Genomic DNA, 15,136 nt, shown 5'->3' on the forward strand with positions numbered 1-15,136 from the left:
ATGTCACGGTTCACTGCCGGAAACGTTTTCAAGGCACTACTGGCCCTCCTCTTTTCTGTTTTCGTTGCATTTTTCGTACTCCTCATCGGCATAGGTGCGAAAAACAAGAAAGTGATGATAGAGGGCGCGCTTTATGCAGGCGTCTTCATCTTGGCCTTCTCCCTCACAGGCCCTGAGGGCAGTGCCCTTTATAACCTGACGGCTTTAGCGGGTCTTGGGTCGATGGCAGTGGCAGCAGTGCGGTGCTTCATGCTTCGCGATCTCTGGCTGCCCCGAAAGAATCACCGGCCCCAGCGCGAGGTAGTAATAGCCCAGCAGCACGCGCCCTTCCAACCCGCCTACCAGCAGGCTCCGCCCGCGCCGGGATATGCGCCCTCGTTCGGCCCGTCAGCAAGTCTTGTTGTCAACCGGTGGAAGCAACATTGTCGGTGAGTAGTCGGGTGAAGACTTCCCGGGGTGTGAGGTAGCCCAGGGTGGCTCTCGGTCGGTCGTTGAGTTCGTCGGCGATGGCGTCGAGGTAGGGCGGTCGGAATGACCCGCTCGGATCCCAACCGCGATGTCCGCCCGATCCGAGAACGTCAATGCTCTGCGCCCCACCAGGCAACTCCCTCTATCCAGTTATGTTGTTGCTACGACGCTATGACACCAAGAGTGATTTGTCCCCTGATCTGGTCTGGATTGCTTCGCATGCCAAGCAGAACAAGCACCGGCTCCCGTCGGGCGCGTACGTCACCATCCTTGAAACATCGCAAACGTTGGACGCGGTAATCGACGCCGAGATACGACAGCCTTCGAAGGATGCCCGTTTCGAGTACGAGCTGTCAGCCATCATCCGCGAGTACCTTCCGGCCGTTCTTCGGGGGTATCTCGCGATACCGCCTGCAATGGTCGAGAACCGGCAGCCAAACGGAAAGACAGCCAATGAAGAATTCGACGAGCAGCTTCAACTCCTGTCCCGTCAGGCCGACACACTGCATTCCAGCCGCCATCGCCAGACATCTGCGGAACTGACCAGCACGGGCAACTTCCTCAGGGAACGCTTCGGGCACCACCAGAAAGGTGAATTCGATTTTGGTATCGAGTGACGTCACGCGCGAAGGGAACCGCCCAGCCGTCGCAACTATCGGGAGAACCCCGACCGAGCGGAGACGACGTTGACTGATGTAACTAAGTCACAGGGTGGCACTACGGTCGCCATCACTGTCACCGAGACGGAGGCACGCGCTGCCGTCGGCGTATTGCAAGAGGTCGCCAGCGAGTACAACAGGACCATCACCTACGCCGAACTCAAAGAGCGGGTCGCAGCCATCACGCGTCTGCCCTCCGACCAGCTCGCGAACACCTGGGCGTCCCGGGTGCTGAACCGAACGATCCGCATTTGTGAGACCGACGGCCACCCGCGGCTGACCTCCCTTGTGGTGCGGGCCTCGGACGGCGGAGTCGGAGACGGCTTCAAAGGGGCCCTGCACAGTTCCGGCCGGGACCGGATCGAGGACCTGCAGCAGCTAGAGGTCGTCGCCGCGGAGGAGCGTCTGGAGTGCTACCGGCGGTTCTGCCCGGACTTGCCCGAGAACGCTCAGCCCAACCTGACGCGTGAGTACAAGGCCCACCTCAGCCGGAGGAACAAGCCCGAGCCGCGGGAGCGCCCGGTCTGCGCGTCCTGCGGGCTCCAACTGCCCGCGACAGACCTCTGCGACAACTGCGACTGACCAAAGGGTGAGCTGCTCGTCCAGGTGGAATTCGACCCGGTAACGCAGGAAGCGGATGTTGGCGGCAACCGACATGTGTACGACGTCCTTGGTCGAGGAAGTGTCGTAGTCGCGGCCGAAGGCCGTGCGGTTCCAGTTGTGCATCAGGAAGTCCTCGAGCTGGAACGCCAATGGATTCTGGACCTCAGGCTGCCCGTCGGCTTGGGATTCCTCGGCGGGCGGCGCCGTGCTACACGCGATCGGCCTCTCGCCCAAGGGTCAGGAGACACACCCTAGACTGGGCTCTCGCGATGGCAACGAAGGGCTCATACATGTTGAACACCGAACGAACCGGCGCCGGAAGGCCCCTCGTCCTCGTGCACGGGCTCGGCTCGAGCGTCCGCACCTGGGACCCCGTCCTCCCCCTGCTGCAGGGACAGCGCGAGGTCATCGCCATCGATCTGCCCGGGTTCGGCGGCAGCAAGCCGCTCGCGGGCGAGGTGAGCATCGCGACCCTGACGGACGCCGTCGCACAGTTCCTCGAGCAGGAGAACCTGCGCGACGCCGATCTCGTCGGAAGCTCGATGGGTGCGCGGATCGTGGTCGAGCTGGCGCGGCGGGGTCACGCCGGCAACGTCGTCGCCCTCGATCCCGGAGGATTCTGGAACGACACCCAGGTGCGCATCTTCAACGCCAGCATCACCGCGTCCATCGCGCTGGTACGGCGCATCCAGTCCGCCCTGCCGTCACTCGTCCAGCAGGCTGCGGGCCGGACGGCACTGCTCGCCCAGTTCTCCGCCGCTCCCTGGAAGCTCGACCCGGACCTCGTCCTAACGGAGCTGCGCGGATTCGCCACCTCGCCCAGTCTTGACGAAGCGCGCAAGTCGCTCGCGCACGGACCGCGCCAGGCGGGTGCGCCCCAGGGGACGATCAAGGGCACGCTGGCGTTCGGCTGGGGCCGGGCGGACAGGGTCACCCCGCTCAGCGAGGCCGCCGTCGCCATGTCCCTTTATCCGGACGCCACCCTGCACGTCTTCGAGGACTGCGGGCACTTCCCGCACTGGGACCAGCCGCAGGAGACAGCCCGGTTCATCCTCGACGCCACCGCGGCTGGGTCTTCCTAGCTATCCTCTGAGCCGCACACCTGGCAGGCGTGCCGGCGGCGCGGCCGCTTACCTGGAGTTCGCGATGGCCTGACCCTGGTGCTGCAGGCCCACCAGCATGGTGCGGTTACGTGCCCCGGTCTTCCGCAGCATGGCGCTCACGTGCTTCTCGACCGTCTTCACCGAGATAGCGAGCCGCGTGGCGATCTGCTTGTCCGCCAGGCCCTCGGCCAGGAGGTCCCGGACCTCGAGTTCGCGGGCGGTCAACCGGCTCGCCTCGCCGGCGTCCGTCGCACGGGTCTCCGTGAGTCGCGTGAACATCGCGCCATCCAGCAGGGCGTCGCCGCGGGCGGCGGCGACGACGACGCGCGCCACCTCCGCGGGTGCGGAGGAGAGGGAGAGGAATCCCCGTACGCCCGACGACGCTGCGGCCGCCAACTGCTCACCGGTGGGGCGGTCGACGACGGCGACGACCGGCCGCTCCACGGTGTCACCTTTCTGCGACCGGGCATGGGCGTACTCGGCGAGCAGGTGCTCGTCGAGGACCAGCATGTCCGGCTGCAGCAGGGAGACAGATTCCGTGAGGTCCTCAAGCGTCCCCACCTCACCCAGCACCTGTATGGACGGTTCGGAGGTCTCGAGCAGCCGGACGAGTCCGGCCCGCAGCAGGGGCTGGGTGCAGGCGACGAGGACCTTCCACCGTTCACGGGAGGCATCGCCGTTCGAGGAGTAGGGCACCTCGGCCCGGACGCTCGTGCCCCAGCCCGGCGTCGAATCGACGTGGAGCTCGCCGCGCAGGAAGTGGGCGCGGGCGGCCATGCCGTGCAGCCCGAGCCGGCTGCCCTTCAGACTCGTCGTCTCCGGATCCTCGAACCCACGGCCGTTGTCCTCGATGACGGCGGCGATACCGGTGGTGTCGTAGAAGATGCCCACCCGGCACGTCCTCGCGTGTGCATGCACCACCACGTTGGCGATCGCCTCCTGAATGATCATGAAGAGCTGGTGAGCCACCGCCGGCGCCAGGTCGTGGGGCTCACCGGTCACGAGGAACGTCACGTCGATCGAGTAGCTCGCGTTGATCCGGTCGACTTCCTGGCGGACCGCTTCCTCGAGCGTGCGACCGGCCAAGCTGGAGGGACCGAAGCCCAGCACCGTGCGGCGCGTCTCGAAGAGCGCCTCGTGGGCGAGGACCCGCGCGGCGTCGATGTGCTGGATGGACGGGGATCCGCCGGGCGTCGCCTTGTCCGCGCGATCGAGATGCAGCAGGAGCGAGCCCAGGGACCGGCCAATGGTCTCGTGGACCTCCTGTACGGCGCGTTCGCGTTCGCCGGCGACAGCGGCTTCGCGTTCCTTCGCGGCGGCAGCCTGGTGGAGCCGGGAGTTCATCATCGCGATGGCGGCGTGGTTCGCGAACAGTTCCACGAGGGAGGCGTCGGCCAGGCTGAAGACGCGGCCCGGTCCGTCACTGAAGATCGCGAACGTGCCGATGATCGTGCCGGCCCACGTGATGGGGACGCCGATGACGGCGCTCCCCCACCGAGGGTCTGCCGGGTCGATGTGGCCCATCGGCACGGACGAGTAGCGGTCGAGGATGACCGTGCCGCGGGTCGTCACAATCTGCCCGGTGAGCCCCTCGGTCAGGGGGAAAGTCTGGCCCTCGCGGCAGCCGACGCCCTGGTCCACTTCCTTGCGGTAGTAGCCCTCGGCCTCATGGACGATCGAGATGGAGCCGCTCTCGCACCCCAGGAGGGCGGCGGCGTGTCCAAGGACGCGTTCGAGGAGTGGCACCAGCTCGAACTGCCCGGCGAGGTCTCCAGCGAGTTCGGTGATGCGGTCCAGCTGTGACGGCGGGGTGTGGTTGTGCTGGTTCTGAATGATGCTGGGCGTGGGAAGCTGCTGCATGGACGGCACCTGTCTCCTGCAACCGGGCGCGACGCTGCGCACGGGCCTTCAGGATAGCGGGTTGCCGCAAAATGCAACTGAACCTCTGTCTGTGCGAGTATCACTCCTCAATCGCACAACGGTCGAATTCACGCATCTTGCTCGGCGGCGAAGCAGCGAAATTAGCAGGTCTCGTACAGAATGAAAGGTATAGAACCGGCGTTTGCGCAGCCTAATCACACCAAGTGCTTGCAGAACTCAGGCACTCATCTCCCTTCCTCGTGGTAGGTCGATGCTCAACATGCTCAACTTCTCTGGGGACCGCCCTCCCTTCAGCTCAGTCCTGCTGCCTCCCCTGCCCTGACGCCGATTGGCTTTCAGCCCACCAACCATTAGCTGCCACCACATGCAACGCTGCCCCTCGGAGCTGTCCGCTACTCAGAGAAGGGCTTGCCTGATAACCCGGTCTACAACAAGACGACATCAAACTCTTCCGCTACTTCAGAGACTAGGGTGGCGACGTCGTTCATCAGGCCGTTCTGATCTGGGGAGGCACTTACCGAGGGGATAGGGGCACCCCTGTCATAAACCTCGTAGGCGATGACCCGAGCTCGCTCGAATGTCGATCCAGGACCACGCAAGGTGTAAGCGTCGAGCCAGCCGGGACGTACGTCCTCCTTCAGCCGCTGCCTCGTGAGATCCATCAGCCTTTTAGTTACTGCGTTTTGGACTTCATCAATAATCGCTTGACGTTCATCGTCGCTGGGCTCTCCTCCCTCCCACCTGACGGGTTGCTGCAGCATCAGATACACCTGCCGTTGCAGAGCATTGCGGAGGTCGGCCACCGGCTTCAGACTTTCGTACTCGTCGGTTCGCCCGTCTACCAATCGTCGGCTGAGAGCCTTGACCCGCGTCCAATGTTCCTTTGGTGCCTCCGGATTCACGTCTAACCCCAGAAGCCCCCTCCAGCGAGTGTGGAAGTTTTTTGCCGCCTCGGTGACAGCGAGTGACAGGTTCATTCTGTCGAACACTGGCCGACTTGGGCCGACATCTGCAACTACGGCGGGGTTGCTCAAAAGATGAATGAGCCCCACAAATTCCTCAATGGAGCGCGCTCCAACTTTCTTCGTGCGGCTAAGGGGCTCATGTATGCCGCCGACGAAAAACCGGGCTTGTTCGAGCCGAGCATGAAGAATGCGCTCCGCCGCCGGCCCGAGGTCATCACCAATTGAACCAAGCACGTTCTCAACCGATGCAAGGACATGCTCCTCTCGTGCGGAGAAGGTCGGCAAATTGTCCCCCTTCACCTGGTCGAAGTGCGTGAAGAGGTAGTGCAGCTTCATAGCATTGCCAGATAGGGCGATACTCTTTAGCGCTGCGACTGGCGCAGCCTGCATTGGCTGGGTTGCGTTATCAACAAGTAAGATTGCGTCGGCATCCTCAAGTTGTAAAGTGATGTGCGTCGATAATGTCGCCACAGATTTTGGTGTATGCCCCAACCCTTCACCGTCGATGAGCACCAATCTGCTTGGTAGCCCAGTCCACTCGGGATGAAATGGTCCGCTGACCCTAATTCCATTGACAAGTGGAGTGAGTAATCGACCGAATAGGGGAGCATAATTACTTGAAAATCGCGTCACAACCTTGATGAATGCGTCTCGGTCTGCAGTCATCCAGGACCAGCTAATCGGCCAACCCTGACGACTTTTTTTCAGGTGTCCGACTTCAAGGGTGGCGAAGCGCTTTTCAATTTCATCAATGAGCGAATCCACGATGGTGTGGAACTCATCGGTCTGTCGAAGCTCGGTGTCTAGGTTCTCTTCGACATATTCAGCAACGACGCGCTCGTCCTCCGTCGCGGCCTGAAACTCGTCGCGAATAGCTTGAGCATGGCGGGCTACTACCATCCGCACGGACCTCACAGCATTGAGAACGACCTGGTTGGTGCTCCCTAGGTCGACGTCCCCGTAGTCCTTCGGGTCGATATCAATCAGGTCGGGCTCATCATCTTCGACAACGTCATCGTCGGTCTCTAGCGAGGACGTGCGTCCGAGGATGTAGCTGAAACGGAAGCGTTGGTTGACGTGGTCCAGAAGTCGGCGAGTGACTTCCTGGTCATTCTTCCCATTGAAAACAGCTAGAGCAGCATCCGACACGTTTTCGGTTAGGTAGTCGATTACCTCATCGCGAGGAGTGAAGGTTACGGCTGCCATATACTCGCCATCCGTGGTAGTAATGATCTCGGTGTCCGCGACGGTGGTCTTTGCCGTTGAGGTGGATGGGAATCGTTCAGTGTCGGGGTCAGTACCTAGAAGCTGTCGAACTACGGTAGTCTTCCCAGCTCCGGTTGTACCGAGCAGGAGGACCTTCCTATAACCATCTTCCTTTGAAGGCAGAGGCATCATTGCCTCACGAAGAGCGGCGAAATCGGTCTGCGTTGCTTCGACCCCGTCGTAGAAAATGTCCAAGACACGTCCATCAATCAGATGGACGGCACTGCGGCGGGCAGACGGTTCCCACAACTCGGGCGACTGAAGAAGAGAATTTAGCTGCGCCACGAGCGTAGTAGCTTCATCCAAATCCCCGGTACCTAAACCACGGCGCACTCGACGGCCGGGCCTCCCGGTCCCCTGATCAAGCCTCACGGGGTGCCGGAAGATGACCGAATACCCCGATCTACCCTGGCTTCGGTTCAGTGTTGCAGTGTAATGGTTCACAACGTCCCCTTGGCGCTTCGTTGATTCTGTTGATGCCGACTAAATCATCATTGGGTCGAAGTGCTCATCTGTCAAGATTTCGGGAACAACGCGGAACAACGACTTCGACCCGGCATCCTTACGTCGCACTTCGCGGGAAGATTCAGCAAACCGCCGCCGGCGTAGTTGGCATCATTGCGATGCTTCATTGCTCACGCCGATGAGTGGTCCGGCTTCCAACTGCCACCCGATCGGAACCAGACAAGCGGATTCGACCAGGCAGGCAGAACAAGCTCCGCTTCAACACATGTAGCGTTCAGCAGGCTGATCCCGCCCAGCCCGCATTGAGTTCTTCGACTGTCCAATGACATTGGACGTCAAAGAATTGTGACCTTTCGCAGAAGCGAGTCGACCCGCACCTCAGCCAGGCGCAACGATGGCAGTTGGATATTGAAGCGCACTGAATCAAGGCGCCTACCCCCTGCTTGAGTTATTCAGGGCTAGGTATAGCCAGCTCCGTTGTTTGTCCGCCACCCACCGGCATCCAGGCGAAGTCGGCGTTTTGGTTTGTTACCCCTGAGGTGAGCACTCTATGTGCATCGCTATCAGCAGCATCCCAAGGGAGAAACAATAGCCCTGGGCTGAGATGATGTCTTCCAAGGTCAAACCTCGCGCTTGTCCAACTCGCTGACGTAGCTCGGTCACCCGGAGCGAATTTCCGTAGCGCTGCATTGTCCACCTCGGCGACGCATATGGCCCTCAGACCGTCGTCCAGCCCGATAACGAGCAACCTCCAGTACTTATCTGACAACCCGGTTTCGAACTCGTGGCGACTCAGGAAAAAGGAGAGTCTACCCCTACGAGTAGTTGATTTGACCTCGAGGTGCCACTCAACGTCATTTACCAAAGCTGAAATGTCGTACCCATATCCGTCATCGGTCGCCGCGACGCGCTTTATCTCTCCGGGCCACTTTGCTTCAAGGAGTACAGTCAGCGCGATTTCTCCTGCTTCTCCGATTTCTGCACGCCGAGCTAGGTCAATTTTTCCACCTATTCTGCGGACGACGCGCAACGCCGAGCTGCCTGGGAGCCGGAGCAATTCGGACCATCGCTCGATGTCTTGCGGTAGATCGTCACTACCGTGAACCAATACGTCAGCATCCTCCAGCCATGGTGGTTCGGCGGATTCTAAGATGCTTGTAAGAAGCTTTTCTCTCATCGACTGCGGCGTGAGGTTCTTCAGTGTTCCTACACGATCGCCAGCATTTTTTGACAGCTCAGTCCACGACAGTGAATGCAGCCATTGTAAAGCTGTGGAGTACTGGGTGGGTGTTAGGTCCGCATATTCCGAGTTAGAGCGAATAAAGATCGCAGCTTGAGCCTCACTAGAACGCCCCAGCAAGTCAACCCACCGAGCCGCAGCAACGATAACCCCCTCTGCGGGAATCATGGACTGAGATAGGCGGTAAGGGCCGCCACGTCCCTCGCATCCATGCCGACACTCTCGTTGACATCTTCCTCTAAGTCAGCAAGAACACGCACATTCGGATCATCAAGAATACCCCCCATAAATGTAAGCTTCCGGGCAAGTCTATCCTCGACAACCTCGTCGATTGTCCCCGAAGCGGACAATACCGTAACCTTTGTCAGAGTAGATTGGGCGAGGCCTAGCCGATGAATGCGATCTAAGCTTTGGAGAAAACGGCCGGCCGAAAAATCACGGTCAACGTATACGGCATCATGACACTGGTGATGAAGACTCACGCCTTCGCCTAACGTGGCCGGATTGGAAAGAAGCACCGCGCACGAAGGGTCCTCCCGGAAGCGCCTCAACTCCTCTTCCCTTTCGGCAGTTCCCCCATGAATCAGAGCTGGATTGAAATCGGCCAGGATTCTTTCAAGAGACTTAAGGTTCCGAACGAAGGTCGACCAGATTAGCGTCTTTCTTCCTTTTGCAGCGTTCTCTTCTACAATGGCACGCACTGCCTGGTACTTCGGGTTGAGCTCGTACAACGGCAAGTCCCGAAGAAGCTCCATGGTGGTTGTGCTCTCGGGGACTTGATATGGCGGCACCCGGTAGGGAAGCGCCTCGTGCTTGTCTGATCCCATGGCGAGAAGCGCAGGAGATGTTGCTGCCATCAGCAAATATAGAATGACCCGGCCTAGTGCGGCCATGTCACCCGCCTCAGCAGCTGACTCTAGCTTTCCCTGCCCCACAAGGGCGTCATAGATCTCTCGGTGCAGTGGTGGTAGCTCCACGCGGCGGATTGATACTTCAACCGGCGGCAGGTTCAGTTCAGACTTTGTCGTCCGCGTAAACAGTGGCTTGAGCGCTTTGCTCGCGATTGAGAGATCTTCCTGCGCGACCGCCCGTTGGACTACCGCTCTACCCTGTCCTGGCCAAACGAATGAAAACAGGTTTTCCAGGTCCTTCGGTCCGTTCGGAGCAGGGGTACCCGTCAGAATCATGCGGCTAGTCGCATACGGACCAAGAGTCAAGCATGCGCGTCCCCATGCTCCCGCGTCCCCTAGTTTCATCCGGTGCGCTTCATCCAAAATCAGTAGGCTCGGTACAACTTTCATCCACGCAACAAGGGGTGATATTGAAATCGGCAGGCGCTCATAATTCACCAACAGAATGTCTACATCTGGAGGGACTCCGCCAGTCCAGATATGTGTTGTTGTGGGGCGCCCGCTAAAGCAGATCGAAGCTTCATACTCCCAGCTTTCGAACGCCGACTTCGGCGACACAACGAGCACTCGGTCGACCAATCCAGCGGCCCGACGAGCCGCGAACACAGCCAAACTCGCCCTGGTCTTGCCAGCACCCGGCACACTAAAATTCGCTCCATGGTTGAGTGCCATCAGCTTGGTTACATCACGGGTCTGGTGCTCCGTAAGCGGGGCTACCCAGTTGGTTGGGAGGTCGGGAATTCCTTGCTCCCCAGTGTCCTTCCCCTCAAGCCAGGCGTCGACCAATTCGGAGTCCTGAACGTTCCCTTCAACAAGTCGGAGAAGGCGAGCGTCCCAGCGAATGTTTCCATCTTCACGTGGCCATCTTGCAAGCTCACGAAGATTGACGAGAAAATCGTCAACTTCAACCGTAATGGATGTTCTGTGCAAGCTTAGGCTGGTCGAGAATCGTGTCGACAGCATCCGAAGCTCGGGAGCATTGATCTCGTCGCTCGAAAGATCAACTCTCCCCGCTGTAAGAGAAAATCGAAGATCAAGCACTCTATACTTCCACCCCGACTTCCAAGCGTGAAATCGCCTGAAGCCATTTCAAGCCATCAGTCTGCTCGTCGACGCCACGGGTGAAGACTTGTGCAAGTCTGTGAAGATTCTGCCGCATGGCTGCAATCTCGTCTTCCAAATCCACCGCGCTGAAGTTGCCTGTAGCTTTCGCGCCGACGGCGGCCTCCAATGCCAGCTCAAGGGCGTCGTTAGCATCGGACAATCGATCCGCTGTTGCCAATTTTCTCTTAAGGACTCTGCCTTGCCGACCAGCCAGATCTAACCCGTCATCAAGAGCGCTGTTGGTCGTCGTAATTAGTTGTTGAGCCGCCAAACGCTCTGCAATAGACACTTCTGCATGAGACTGAGTCTTTGACTTTGCTTGAAGTATCGCGGTCGTTGACGCCTTCAATGCCTCAACCACTGCACTCGGACCTGGCGTTAAGAGCTGCGTACCAGGGATGCGGACCGTACCGTCTTCGCCTGCTGCGGGTTTCGGCACGAGGGGCTTGGCGTATTTGTCTACGAAGTCAGACTCGATTAGTCGCACGTCTGTTTTGGATTTGTTGAGAGCGATAGCCATAAGCCGCTGTTCACGGAGAGCTTCAGCCTCATCCGGTGCTTTGACCTTTAGCGCCTTATAAGTTCGATGGAGCTCCTCAAGTTTTCCTTGCTGCTCTTCAAAGTCCACCAGACGAAGAGAAATGTGCTGGCCATCCGAACCGACGACCCGACTTCTGTCGATGGCCTCTCGAATAAGGCTCAAGATCCATAAGTGCCGTTCAAGCGTGCTCGGCTTGATGCGGAAATCAGCAGTTATTTCAACAGCCGGCCTCCCTTGAGTAATGCGTTCCTCGATAGCCAGTAAAAAGTTCATAAAGGAATAATCGCGCTTGTGATCTTTTCGCAGCTGTAAAGCGAGTTCAATCGAGCGAAGGTCGTCAAGGCTCGCGTCAGGGGGAAGGACTCCCACGCGAATGTGCTCCTGTTTAAGCTCCGACAGAGCAGCACGGCGAGTATTGCCGTTGATCAAAACTCCGCTTCGAGTGATGATTCCCGGATCGCTTTGACCGTGCACCTTCAGGTCTTCTTTGAGTGCCTCGAAGGCAGGGTCGACAGACTCAGGGTCCGTAGGATCACCCTTTAGGAGCTGATGAAGGTAGGTTTGACCGAGATCGCCATATGGATCACGGTCCAAGTCCTCGTCTTTGGCGCTGTCAATGCTTCGCTGAGCCCGTATGCGATGTGTCGCGGGATTGTAGTACAAGATCTCCAAGGGCATTGAGATAACTGGCAGATGCATCGAGGTACCGCGCCATTCGATTGAGACAGTCTCTTGGACTCCCTCTGCAGAGCGGCTTGCTGCCAGCCTCTCCTCGATGATGGCTTTGTTGTCCTGCGTGCGCGCTGGCACATTGCTCACTGCTGTCTCCCTCATTGGAAATACCCTGACTGCATACTACGTCTCTTCCCTCGTCAACCCTCCAGGCGAAGCTACGAGAACCCAACGTGTCTTGCGTTGTCCACAACGCCTCGCGTAGTAAATAATCAGCACCATGGATCTTCCGGACTGGAAAACGAGCAATGCCGGGACACGCACCCGGGCGGCCATGTGGCTGGCTACTCAGGTAGGTGAAGGCGGTGTGTTCACCAAAGCGCAGCTCAGAGAGGCCTTCCCCGGGGTGGAGCAGATTGACCGTCGCATGCGGGATCTGAGGAAGGACGGATGGATCCTATCCACGTACATGCAGGAACGGTCACTAGCTGTAGACGAACTTCGGCTCGTAAAGATAGGCGGCCATGTATGGGACCCCAGCTACAGGTCAAGTGTCACGCGCAGCGCTAGCGATCGAGAGCGCCGAGAAGCTCTTGCTAGCGACAACTTCGCCTGCGCGTTCTGCGGCATAGGTGCTGGAGAAACGTACAGCGACGACCCTTCTCGTTCCGGGCAATTGACCGTCACATGGTGTGCCTCAGCTGGCACGGCGGGACGATATACGACTACATGTGGACGGTGTCGAAATCCGCTTAGCGGAAGTGAATCTAGCGAGGTGGCTTACGAAATCGCTTCTCGACTTGGTGCTGCAGACACGATGTTGCTCGCCCGTTGGATACAGGCTGGTTACAGGACGCCACAGCTCCTCGATAGGGCTTGGGCTGTCGTAAGGCTGCTACCGAAGGCGGAGCGCAATGATCTCCTGGCCCGCCTAACGTCCACCCACTGAAGACCCCCGACGTCAGCCAAGCACTGAAGCTGGCAGTGGCGATTTCGACGCCGAGCATAAAAGGGGCCCCCAAACCTGCGTGACTACCGTCTTCTGATCTTGCCCTGAGTGCGCGGCGCTCCCTCGATCATCACGGATCCGTGTGGGCTGGCCAAGACCACCCGGCTTGAAATGAGATGATGAACCACATGAAAGACACCTCTTCACCACTCACCGTGCTCGAGATCTGCGCGGGAGCGGGAGGTCAGTCCGTTGGTCTCGAAAAGGCAGGGTTTGGGCACTCTCTTGCCGTTGAAATCGATACGGACGCGGCGGCGACTCTTCGACTGAATCGGCCGGAATGGGACGTGCATCACGGTGATGTTCGGGAGGTCAGTGGCAGGAGTTATCGCGGCGTCGATCTCCTAGCTGGTGGGGTGCCGTGCCCTCCGTTCAGCATCGCCGGCAAGCAGCTGGGCGCCGATGACGAACGCGACCTCTTCCCCGAGGCGCTTCGTCTCGTGCGAGAAGCCTCACCGAGCGCCGTGCTTCTCGAGAACGTGAAGGGGTTGGCATCCGCTCGATTCACGCCGTACCGTCACTCCATCCTTGAGGCTCTCGACAAGCTCGGTTACGACTCTGACTGGCGGTTGTTCAACTCAAGTGAGTTCGGCGTCCCCCAGCTGCGCCCGCGATTCATCCTTGTGGCTATGAAACGGCGGAAGTTCAGAAAATTCTCCTGGCCCTCCACACAGGGCACGCCTCCTACCGTCGGCAACGTACTCCTGCCGTTAATGAGGAGTGGGGGCTGGGAAGGCGCGGAAGCATGGGCGGCAGGAGCGAACTACATCGCTCCGACCGTTGTCGGAGGATCAAAGAAGCACGGTGGGGCCGACCTCGGCCCCACCCGCGCGAAAGCAGCCTGGCTGCAACTCGGTGTCGATGGCAAAGGCATTGCAAACGAAGTCCCTGGAGCCGATACACCTATCGATCACATACCGCGACTGACGAATGAAATGGTGGCCTGGGTGCAAGGCTTTCCTCCTGAATGGCAGTTCGCAGGTCGCAAGACGTCGGTATATCGCCAGATTGGGAATGCTTTTCCACCACCCGTCGCGTTCGCCATAGGAAGTTCCATCGCGCATGCTCTCGGAGCCACGAACACGGCAAGTCGAATCGGCATCGACCCAATTGACCGTTACTTAGAAGCCGTAAGCTAAACTGCACACCTACCCTGCTCAGCAAACTTTCATCGATGAATCCAACCAGTGGTTGGTAGGGAAAAATGGAACAGAATCCGCACGCGAACGACTCGAGCGCCGAGGCGACGACCCTAGCTACTCGGATTTCCGCGAGTAGAGGCGGGCAGGTCGCGCACGCAACGCTACGAACGGATGAGAAAGTTCTCGCCCGAGTCACCGATGGAATTTACCGGGAACCATCGAGTGCCCTACGCGAGCTAATATCCAACGCCTATGACGCCGATGCTACGGAAGTTACGATTCAAACTGATAGGCCTCGCTTCTCACGGATTACGGTGACCGACAACGGAAATGGCATGACACCCGATGTGCTCGCACATCTCATTAATCACATCGGTGGTAGTGCAAAGCGGTCTGACCGGGGCAAGCACCTGAATGTTACAGATCGAGAAAATAGGTTTCTGAGCCCAGGAGGTCGTCGCCTCATTGGACGAATCGGCATTGGCCTATTTTCGGTTTCTCAACTTACTCACAGCTTCCAGATCGTAACCAAAACTAAGGGCGATGAATGGCGTACAATTGCAGTAGTTCGACTAAAGCCATTCGAAGAAGAAGGAGACAATAGCTCAGCCGCGACGACCTACGAGGCCGGACGCGTTTCGATATGGCAGGTACCAGCGGCGGATGTGCAGGCCAGCGGGACGACAATTATACTCTCGGATCTGAAGGACAGCACAATCTCGACGCTTTCCAGTCGTGGAAGATGGCGCAGGATCCGTCGAACTGATGAGGCTCCGCCTACTTTCCATATCGGCGAAGTAGCCGGTGGAAAGCTTGTTGAGCAAATGAGCAATTCTTCATACGACAGTCTTCCCTGGGGTAAAGACGACGATCCTAAGTGCTTGTTGTCAACCGGTGGAAGCAACATTGTCGGTGAGTAGTCGGGTGAAGACTTCCCGGGGTGTGAGGTAGCCCAGGGTGGCTCTCGGTCGGTCGTTGAGTTCGTCGGCGATGGCGTCGAGGTAGGGCTGGTGGCTGGTGATCTCGACGCCTTTGGGTAGGTATTCGCGGATCAGCCTGTTGGTGTTCTCGTTCGTGCCGCGCTCCCACGGCGAGTGGGGGTGGGCG

General features: G+C 59.0%; 12 protein-coding genes and 1 pseudogene. 6 read left to right on the forward strand and 7 right to left on the reverse strand.

The features are described 5' to 3' along the window. Complete coding sequence (locus ACSGDB_RS01170; protein ID WP_434992177.1) at positions 1–432, forward strand: hypothetical protein; 432 nt, start codon at positions 1–3, stop codon at positions 430–432. Here ACSGDB_RS01170 and ACSGDB_RS01175 read toward each other — a convergent pair. Further along, positions 404–523, reverse strand: a pseudogene (locus ACSGDB_RS01175) (IS30 family transposase); the annotation flags it as partial. The gene ACSGDB_RS01170 and the pseudogene ACSGDB_RS01175 overlap by 29 nt on opposite strands. A 97-nt stretch (positions 524–620) precedes the next feature. Here ACSGDB_RS01175 and ACSGDB_RS01180 point away from each other — a divergent pair. From ACSGDB_RS01180 to ACSGDB_RS01190, 3 genes are all read left to right on the forward strand, one after another. Beyond that, the gene (locus ACSGDB_RS01180; protein WP_434992146.1) at positions 621–1,085 is read left to right on the forward strand and encodes a hypothetical protein; all 465 of its coding nucleotides are present in this window, start codon (positions 621–623) and stop codon (positions 1,083–1,085) included. Positions 1,086–1,154: 69 nt separating this feature from the next. Beyond that, positions 1,155–1,709: a hypothetical protein gene (locus ACSGDB_RS01185; protein ID WP_434992147.1), complete on the forward strand. Its 555-nt coding sequence runs from the start codon at positions 1,155–1,157 to the stop codon at positions 1,707–1,709. 311 nt (positions 1,710–2,020) lie between these two features. Further along, on the forward strand, positions 2,021–2,812 hold the full coding sequence (locus ACSGDB_RS01190; protein WP_434992149.1) for an alpha/beta fold hydrolase: 792 nt from the start codon (positions 2,021–2,023) through the stop codon (positions 2,810–2,812). 48 nt (positions 2,813–2,860) lie between these two features. On the opposite strand, the gene ACSGDB_RS01195 is transcribed toward ACSGDB_RS01190, so the two are convergent. The 5 genes from ACSGDB_RS01195 to ACSGDB_RS01215 all read right to left on the reverse strand — a co-directional run bounded on the left by ACSGDB_RS01195 (position 2,861) and on the right by ACSGDB_RS01215 (position 12,025). Further along, on the reverse strand, positions 2,861–4,693 hold the full coding sequence (locus tag ACSGDB_RS01195; RefSeq protein ID WP_434992151.1) for a hybrid sensor histidine kinase/response regulator transcription factor: 1,833 nt from the start codon (positions 4,691–4,693) through the stop codon (positions 2,861–2,863). Positions 4,694–5,139: 446 nt separating this feature from the next. Continuing rightward, positions 5,140–7,140 (reverse strand): hypothetical protein, encoded by a 2,001-nt coding sequence (locus ACSGDB_RS01200; protein WP_434992152.1) that lies wholly within the window; start codon positions 7,138–7,140, stop codon positions 5,140–5,142. A gap of 718 nt (positions 7,141–7,858) precedes the next feature. Beyond that, a complete protein-coding gene (locus ACSGDB_RS01205; protein WP_434992153.1) occupies positions 7,859–8,818 on the reverse strand; it encodes a protein NO VEIN domain-containing protein in 960 nt (319 codons plus the stop codon). Continuing rightward, complete coding sequence (locus tag ACSGDB_RS01210) at positions 8,815–10,602, reverse strand: DEAD/DEAH box helicase (protein ID WP_434992155.1); 1,788 nt, start codon at positions 10,600–10,602, stop codon at positions 8,815–8,817. Before ACSGDB_RS01210 ends, ACSGDB_RS01205 begins: the two co-directional genes overlap by 4 nt. Before the next feature lies 1 nt (position 10,603). Continuing rightward, entirely contained in the window at positions 10,604–12,025 is a 1,422-nt protein-coding gene (locus ACSGDB_RS01215; protein ID WP_434992157.1) for a hypothetical protein, read from the reverse strand. A gap of 990 nt (positions 12,026–13,015) precedes the next feature. Here ACSGDB_RS01215 and ACSGDB_RS01220 point away from each other — a divergent pair. Both ACSGDB_RS01220 and ACSGDB_RS01225 read left to right on the forward strand, forming a co-directional pair. Next, entirely contained in the window at positions 13,016–14,026 is a 1,011-nt protein-coding gene (locus tag ACSGDB_RS01220) for a DNA cytosine methyltransferase (protein WP_434992158.1), read from the forward strand. A gap of 65 nt (positions 14,027–14,091) precedes the next feature. After that, complete coding sequence (locus ACSGDB_RS01225) at positions 14,092–14,949, forward strand: ATP-binding protein (protein WP_434992159.1); 858 nt, start codon at positions 14,092–14,094, stop codon at positions 14,947–14,949. On the opposite strand, the gene ACSGDB_RS01230 is transcribed toward ACSGDB_RS01225, so the two are convergent. Then, a partial coding sequence (locus ACSGDB_RS01230) for a transposase (RefSeq protein WP_434992161.1) occupies positions 14,917–15,136 on the reverse strand: 220 nt, incomplete at its 5' end. The genes ACSGDB_RS01225 and ACSGDB_RS01230 overlap by 33 nt on opposite strands.

This window comes from Arthrobacter sp. Ld5, assembly GCF_051172775.1.
Classification (GTDB): Bacteria; Actinomycetota; Actinomycetes; order Actinomycetales; family Micrococcaceae; genus Arthrobacter_D.

Coding starts and splice junctions, on each gene's coding strand:
- ACSGDB_RS01170 (WP_434992177.1), top strand. CDS start 1: ATGTCACGGTTCACTGCCGGAAACGTTTTCAAGGCACTACTGGCCCTC.
- ACSGDB_RS01180 (WP_434992146.1), top strand. CDS start 621: ATGTTGTTGCTACGACGCTATGACACCAAGAGTGATTTGTCCCCTGAT.
- ACSGDB_RS01190 (WP_434992149.1), top strand. CDS start 2,021: ATGTTGAACACCGAACGAACCGGCGCCGGAAGGCCCCTCGTCCTCGTG.
- ACSGDB_RS01195 (WP_434992151.1), bottom strand. CDS start 4,693: ATGCAGCAGCTTCCCACGCCCAGCATCATTCAGAACCAGCACAACCAC.
- ACSGDB_RS01205 (WP_434992153.1), bottom strand. CDS start 8,818: ATGATTCCCGCAGAGGGGGTTATCGTTGCTGCGGCTCGGTGGGTTGAC.
- ACSGDB_RS01220 (WP_434992158.1), top strand. CDS start 13,016: ATGAAAGACACCTCTTCACCACTCACCGTGCTCGAGATCTGCGCGGGA.
- ACSGDB_RS01225 (WP_434992159.1), top strand. CDS start 14,092: ATGGAACAGAATCCGCACGCGAACGACTCGAGCGCCGAGGCGACGACC.